Annotated in this window: 6 protein-coding genes; 5 read left to right on the top strand and 1 reads right to left on the bottom strand. The window is 38.0% G+C overall.

The window, feature by feature from the left end; genetic code table 11:
- Positions 1-653 precede the first annotated feature (653 nt).
- Positions 654-854, top strand: coding sequence for a hypothetical protein (locus tag BN338_RS01510; protein WP_039758345.1), 201 nt, complete (start codon positions 654-656; stop codon positions 852-854).
- A gap of 683 nt (positions 855-1,537) precedes the next feature.
- Here the strand turns inward: BN338_RS01510 and BN338_RS01505 are convergent.
- The gene (locus BN338_RS01505) at positions 1,538-2,107 is read right to left on the bottom strand and encodes a hypothetical protein (RefSeq protein WP_039758343.1); all 570 of its coding nucleotides are present in this window, start codon (positions 2,105-2,107) and stop codon (positions 1,538-1,540) included.
- A gap of 1,322 nt (positions 2,108-3,429) precedes the next feature.
- Between BN338_RS01505 and BN338_RS01500 the strand changes: the two genes are divergently transcribed.
- The 4 genes from BN338_RS01500 to BN338_RS01480 all read left to right on the top strand — a co-directional run bounded on the left by BN338_RS01500 (position 3,430) and on the right by BN338_RS01480 (position 5,631).
- Positions 3,430-3,939: a hypothetical protein gene (locus BN338_RS01500; protein ID WP_039758386.1), complete on the top strand. Its 510-nt coding sequence runs from the start codon at positions 3,430-3,432 to the stop codon at positions 3,937-3,939.
- A gap of 150 nt (positions 3,940-4,089) precedes the next feature.
- The gene (locus BN338_RS01495) at positions 4,090-4,512 is read left to right on the top strand and encodes a hypothetical protein (RefSeq protein ID WP_244427584.1); all 423 of its coding nucleotides are present in this window, start codon (positions 4,090-4,092) and stop codon (positions 4,510-4,512) included.
- Between the two features lie 45 nt (positions 4,513-4,557).
- A complete protein-coding gene (locus tag BN338_RS01490; protein WP_039758338.1) occupies positions 4,558-5,115 on the top strand; it encodes a hypothetical protein in 558 nt (185 codons plus the stop codon).
- A gap of 198 nt (positions 5,116-5,313) precedes the next feature.
- Positions 5,314-5,631 (top strand): hypothetical protein, encoded by a 318-nt coding sequence (locus BN338_RS01480; RefSeq protein WP_051018465.1) that lies wholly within the window; start codon positions 5,314-5,316, stop codon positions 5,629-5,631.
- The last annotated feature ends 275 nt before the right edge of the window (positions 5,632-5,906 follow it).

The raw sequence follows: 5,906 nt of genomic DNA, 5'->3' as shown, positions 1-5,906 counted from the left end.
TTTGAGGTGTTGGGAGATTTTGGGATCTGGGAGACTTTTGAAGTGTGGAGAGGTTTTGAGGTATGGGAGGCTAAAATGTGCCGTGTATTAATAGAAATAGCCGTATTCATCTTATTGCTGTTTGGGTTATGGCTCACTCTTTTTGTGATGTATTGAAACAATGTTTTGTTGGGAGGGTGTTGGAGACGTTTTTTTAGAGAGGAGCGAGGATCCTGTTTTCTCTGAATATCTCAAAATACTTTTGGGTGATGCAAAAGAAAAAAAATTTAAAAAAGATGGAGATACACTTAGACAGTCAACTTTTTAACCCTTTAACAGTCAAAGCGCAATTTTCTCAAACCGCAAAATTTCATATAACTTCATACATTGCTCATTGCTGCAGAACACATCGCTTTATAACACGCAATATCCTATAGCAGCCCATCATAATGCACACATTCAATGATGAATACAAACATAATGACGAACACAAACACTTAATACACAAACACTTAATGATGAAATCTACACACAAAAACCCCTCTACCGCACTTGTCATTAAATACGATTTTTCATATTCTGTCAACAGCAAAACAATTATTTTTCCTTTTTTATCCCAGAAATAAATTGATAAAAAAAAGCGCATTCATTGATTGTGTCGTAAGACGTAAGATATGCACGTCTTCATGAGAGAGCTTTTTGATGGGGAAAAGCACATTTTTTCTTTTGAGAAAGGAAAGCTAAAAGGGCGGGGAAATTGTGATGTTGAACCTCGTGGTCTTTTATTGATGGAACGGTGTGGTTGGTCGGTGTTGGGATTTGGCAGCAGTTGGTGGGGGTTACAGCGCGATCATTGCAATGGTGTGGGTGATTGAGGCTTGTGGTGTGTGGAGAGGGTGCGTGGATGGGGGGGATTGTGGTCGATATAGGGGGGGACAGGGGATGGATTGTTGGTGGAGCTTTTGGGGGGTAAAGAGATTGCTTTAAAAACATGGGCTTTTAATTTTGTAAAAAAGCTAACGTGTTGTTTTCAATATTATTTATTGATTTATAATGATAAATTATCTGTCTTCATTTTGAATAAGAGATCTCAATAGCGTAAAATTTTCTCATTTAAAACTTATGTTGAAGCAAAATCTTGGTCTTATCCGTCATGAGAGAGTGGAAGCCTTATAGAGCTATAGAATTGTACAAGAAAGGAGACGCAAAATACCTATAATGAATTGTCTCAAACGGTAAGGTTGTCACGATATCAATATTGGGGCAACGGGTGTCGATGTGTACGGCTTGTTGCGATAGAGGAAGATATATAGAATAGGTGGCTCTTGTTATGCCGAAAATAGTGTCCTTGAGGGAGAGATTTCTTGGGATCGGGTATGGATGTGTTTTTAGGGTGTGGGGACTATGTGTAAGCTTGTTTATTGCATTTATTGCGCGCACGTTATCTGATTGAAAGCGCAATCTCTCTGGGGCTCTCAAGCGATCCTATTGAAAGGAGAGCACGCACAGCGCGGGTTATCGCATCTTTATTCTTTGAGAGAGATACCGATGGGGGTTTTTAGCGAATGCTCTTTTGGCTAGAACAGTCAAAATGTTTATAAAGGGCATCAAGAATAAGGCGCAACGAAGCAACAAGCGTTGGCAGTGGTTGATCTTCAATAACAAGATATTGTAATGCCGCATGAAAGTTGTGTTGACGATGAAGATATTGTGCTTCTTTAATTGCTTCTTGCATCTCTTCATAGCGTTGTGTGGCTCTTTCAACCCATTGCTTTTTGGCTTTCTCATCGGATGCACTGTGCTTAAAACCATCATAATAACCGTTTGGTAAACCTTTGGCACATAAATAGTCGTTTCTGATTTGCAAGTATTGTTGCGCTGTGTCATATTGCTCTTTACTGATGCCGGAGGAATCCTCTTTATAGCCAAGCAAACAAAGACGCCCAATATAGCTCCCCACAAGCGGATTTTTTGCTTCTTCAAGGCTTAATCCAAAATGTTTTGCACGCATTTCAATGGCTGATTGAGATGCAGATTTTCCAAGACTTTTGGCTCGTGAAATACGGCCGTTGGGCTCTCTAAGTTTGCCTGTTATTTTCGGTCTCCCGCGTTTTTTACCTATTTTCATGAACTTACCATTTAAATGAAAAAGAAACTGCCTGTTGTTGGGGGACAGTGTTGTAAAAAGCACTTGAAGAAAATACTGTGCGGAAACAAATATTGTGCGGATATAAGCCATTGCAGAGCAAAAAAAGAAACGATACGCAGTCTTTTATAAAGAATAGCAACGGTATGGAGCGAAAAGATCCTCTGGTGTTTTCTCCTCTTTTCTTGATCCTATTAGTGTTATTTCTCCCCTATCATGTTTATCCTTATCTTTTTAGCATCGATAGCGGATGATTTACTTTCTACAGATTTCTCAAACTCTCTGGGAAAAAAGAAATTTTTGTCAAATGTAAAAAATAAAATCCTATCGCTATCCCCTTTGTCTTTTCTCATAAGATTGTTTGGCTTTTTTCTTACGAGCGCTTTTGCGAAAACTTTTCAATTTCTCCTTTAAAAAGACATTGGTTTGTTATTGGATTTTCTTAGAGGGGATGTGTTGTTGAACGCAAAATCAGGATGCTTGATCTCTCTTACTGTTTTAAGCGTATCTTATTCTTTGTGCGTCGTCTTTTATAGATATCGCTTATCTTATAAATATAGCCCTTTACAGAGAAACTTTGCCAGATGTTGAAGGGGAAGAGCATGATATAAAGAACTTATTCCACCCTTATTATTATAGCATAAGATGCCCTTTATTTTCAAATAAAATATCGTTTATCGGCTCAAAATAAACTGTAAAGGATTAAGCGATTTGGGGTGAAAATTTCCTTTTATCTCTCCTTGTAATGGAGGGTAAAAGTTTCTTTTACTGTTTTAATGGATCTCACCATGAGAAAGGGGCTGTCGTTTAAATGGCGTGATGCAAGACCCAAAGAAGAATTATAAGAACATACCTTGATCAAAGAGAGATTTATAAGAGAGGATTTTATAAAGCTGGGGAGCTTATAAGATACGAGACATTTTTTTTAATTTTAAAAGAGGTGCGTCTTTGAATTGAAGAAATTTAAAGATGAGAAGTGAAAAACTTTAAGGCGGCTGTGGGTGTATTTTAGATCATCAGTTGTTTTTTTGCTCGTGGGGTGGTTCAGTGGGGTGTTGTTTCTTGGTTTTTGTGAAACGGCGTCCTTTAGGGCGTGTGATCGATCAAAAGAGAAAAAGCAGCGTTGGGGTTTTTAAGCATGAGAGTGTGTCTGTTGTCATGGATTCAAGGAATTAAAAACAACACTTAAAAGAAATTATTAGCACTTGCTTCGTGGTAAAAAGAGTGTTAGGTGGACTCGCCACGCTGGTTGCGTGGTGTCAAGTATTGAAGCGTGGGCATTTTATACATGGGGGGAAATCCGTATGATCAAAGATCAATCACAACAGCAATCTACCCATGAGGGAGAGGATTTTATCTCACAGTCCGTGTCGGATCAATTGGCTGCTTTTAAAAAAGGAATGGTTCTCTCAACAAAAGATTATGTCATCATTTTTTGCTTGGCTATCCTCTTGTTGGTGCTTTTTGTTGCGACTACTTATATGCAGCCTTGGGAATTTTTTCACGTTATATCCAATGAACAGTTTCAAGAAATGGGAAAAATGAAGCAAGAAGATATTCAAAAAATGTTTCAGGCAAATCTTGAACAGCCTTTTAATCCTATCATTGGGTATTTGCGTGATGCGGGGTGGAATAGTGTTTGGGCTTTTTTATGTCTTATGCCGCAAATGATTTTTGGTGTTCTTTTGGTTTTTTTTCCACTCTTTTTTGTTTTTCTTGCCATAGTGAAACGGGATGTGAAACAAATGATGCTGCTGTGGGAAACGGTGTCAGAGCCGCAACAGCGAGACAAACAATCTTTTGACAGAACATAATAGGGGGAATACGTGAGCATTTCTTTAATCATTGGAAGGTTGATTGGCATAGAGGTTACGATCTTGATTTGTGCTGCATTTTGCTCAGTATTCTTTTCTACTGCGATGATAATCTTGGCACTGTATTATTCTTTTATAAAGCGAACAATCTTGTTATGGACAATGTGGCGTAAATTAAAAAAGGGTGCAGCACAGAATGTGAGGTCTGATCAGGCAGAGGCTCGAAGACAGAGTACAGTTCCTGCAACACAGTTTAGTGCTTTTTCTTTTAAAGAATCTTTGGAACTTTCAAAAAAAGATTATTCGATACTCTTTTCTATCACTTTCGTTATGTTTGTGCTTTTTGCAGGTATTATCATTTTGGCAGCTTTTCTTCCAAAATCTGCGATTTTTTTGTACAATCATGCGCCTTTCTTGCTTTACATTGCTGATGCTGTCAAGCCGCTGCTGTTTGGGTTGTGGACGTGTATTGTTGTTGCTTTGCCTATCATTTTAATTCTCCATAATCTCCTTTTATTATGGCGTGAGAAAAGCAGTGAAGAAATTAGAAAAATTTGCTTGAGAAGAGAATAAAATGATGATTGCACATCAATGTGATAGGGGAAAAAAGGGAACGTTATGATAGGACATTTGGTTTTTTTATCGTTCATCATTATTGCCGTTTTAATATTTATGGTCATTGTCAGGCTTCCTTATCGGTTGATCAAGCATATGCGGTTGTCCTTTAAACTTGCTCGAGAATTGAAAAAGAGGACGACACAACAAAAGCAAGCCATACAACAATTGTGCAATGATCAGGGAGAAATGAAAACACAAAGTCTCGTGTGTGAGACCCTTGATGCAAAAATGCGCTTTCTGAACTTCAGAGAATCTCTCCCTCTTTATTCAAAAGAATGTAAAATCATTCTTTTTGTCTTTATTCTTCTTTCTCTTATAGAATCTGCTTTCTCTACCGCAAATTTGCTATGGTGGAAAAGTGATAGGATTGCCTTTATCATGATGCTGTTGAGCGTTATATGGATGGGAATTCTTCTCTTGTCTCCGATCATTGGGGTCATGGGCATAAAATTAACGAGAAAATTGAGAGAAACACTTCAACAATTGGAAGTAGCCATAAAACAACGCGATCAGGCAATCCGTATGCAGAATGTGCAAGGGGGACAAAATGACGAGTAGTATGATAGCATTAGCAGCCTGTTCTTTCCTAGTCTTTACGCTCGTAAATGTTTTAATATGGGTGCCAATTTTTATCATTTATTACCTGTTTATCAAGCGTGCGCGGCTCTATTGCAAGGTGAAAAAAGAACTGAAATGCGTGCTGAATGAACGCGATATCGCTTTAAAACAGATCTCTCAAAAATGAAAAGCAGCAGCGTGTTTGATAAGAAACAGCTTTCGCTTGTTTGGCAAGACTACAAAAAAATATTCTATCTTTCGACCGTCATGGTGACACTTCCGACAGTTATAACGGTTCTCGTTAAGATATGGAGAAAGAAGAACTTTTTTGCTGTGGCCATATTAGAGCCATTGGCATGGATTCTTGCCGGTGCTTTTTTAGTCTTACCCATTGTTTTTATGCTGCTTTTAATTGTAACATGTCAATTGAAAAAAATGATCCGACAACTGGAAGAAGAGGTTGAACAGAAAAAAGTACCGAGGATCCTCTATCATGGCAATGAAGGGGAAAAGTGAAGAGGAGGGTGCTTTTTGCCTTTGTCGTGTTCATTAAGGGGTATGGGGTTTCTTTGCATTTTATGCTTTTTTAATGCTTGTGTTGTGTTTTGAAAAGAGTTGGGGTTCTTGAGACAATAGAAAGATATCTCTATCCAAAATAGCTTAAGACGATAAAACAGATATTAAGACAACAGGGATGCATTGTGAGAGATAAAAACATGTTATTTGACGTTGATAAAAAAGCGCTTCTCCGATATTGCTTTCATAAAAAAGATGGAAAAAGACAAGCGGTT

It is taken from the genome of Bartonella queenslandensis AUST/NH15, from assembly GCF_000312585.1.
In the GTDB taxonomy this organism is placed as follows: domain Bacteria; phylum Pseudomonadota; class Alphaproteobacteria; order Rhizobiales; family Rhizobiaceae; genus Bartonella; species Bartonella queenslandensis_A.
This window is presented reverse-complemented; position numbering and strand designations above follow the sequence as displayed.